This window comes from Shewanella hanedai (assembly GCF_007197645.1).
Lineage (GTDB): Bacteria > Pseudomonadota > Gammaproteobacteria > Enterobacterales > Shewanellaceae > Shewanella > Shewanella hanedai.
In genome coordinates, this window is record NZ_VKGK01000084.1 from 1 (window position 1) to 1133 (window position 1133).

Annotated in this window: 1 protein-coding gene; it reads right to left on the reverse strand. The window is 40.9% G+C overall.

Annotated features, from left to right (window positions below):
- Positions 1-286: 286 nt before the first annotated feature.
- Positions 287-697: a hypothetical protein gene (locus tag FN961_RS25685; RefSeq protein WP_144042975.1), complete on the reverse strand. Its 411-nt coding sequence runs from the start codon at positions 695-697 to the stop codon at positions 287-289.
- Between the last annotated feature and the right edge of the window lie 436 nt (positions 698-1133).

Below are 1133 nucleotides of genomic sequence, written 5' to 3' on the forward strand. Positions count from 1 at the left end.
GGACTTCGTTACATTGTCAGACTCGCTGCTTTATTCAGAGTCTTAGGGTCATCTAGTGATACAGATGGTTCACTCTTATCGCGGTGAACAGCGCTTCATACGACCTCAGGTCGCACGGACATAAACGGGTTAGTGCTTAGGCTCTAAAACTGGGCTTTGAGATTAGGAAATGTATATTGCTCAGCCATGCAGCAACCCCGGCAACAGCCGTGAATTGAACTAGCGGTTTTTTGTGCGGCGCTTTGCACAAAAAGTGACAGTTTGACGAGTCCGTTACTTGCCCTTGTTAAATGCTGCCATGCACAGACATAACATACGTTTTATCATAGTTGCTGAATATTAAACCTTTACTAACATATGTGCACCTAGCTACCTTATGAAGACCTGAGCCGATATAACCAAAATATATTTTTTCTTTGGTCTTTAATGATTTAGAAAGGTAGTCAACTGCCTCCATATGAGTAGATTTATTCATTGGATTTTTGTGAGTGATCCACTTTAAGGTGTCATATTCTCCAGTTACGGAGATTTTTTTACACTCTTTTTCCATCCATTTTCTTTCATCTGATACAGTTGCAGACAATTTAAACTCATCTCCATCATTTTCAAATTCAGTGATATGAATAGGGAAATAAGACCCTCCCGCAAGAACTGATGCAGATAGCAGGAAAACTATGAATATTGAAATTACTCTCATAAGCATTTAACAGTATATTAGCCTGAATTCCGAATAAGAACGGTCTTAATAAGAACAGGTCTCCAGTACTTTAATCACTCAAGACTAACAGCAAACCAGTGTATCAACAATGAGTTATAACATAGAAAGAGCTCAATCCTCGTTTCCCTGCCTGAATGAAACAAAGAACCTCCATTATTGCATAAAGTGCAATGTTCACGCAGGAAGAAAAGTCACTTGGATCAGGTCTTGCTTGTTGCACTTCACATTCGCGGAGAAGAGCCGCAAAAATATGGAAAAAGCTGATAAACAGGATGTAAACAAACTTCTTCGCTAGGTCGGATAAGCGGCACCTGTTACCAAGTGCCGCTCTCCTAAGAACCGTACGTGCAACTTTCACTGCATACGGCTCAAGCCTCCACTAAGGCGTACTATGTTACCCGGTAACCATACGGGT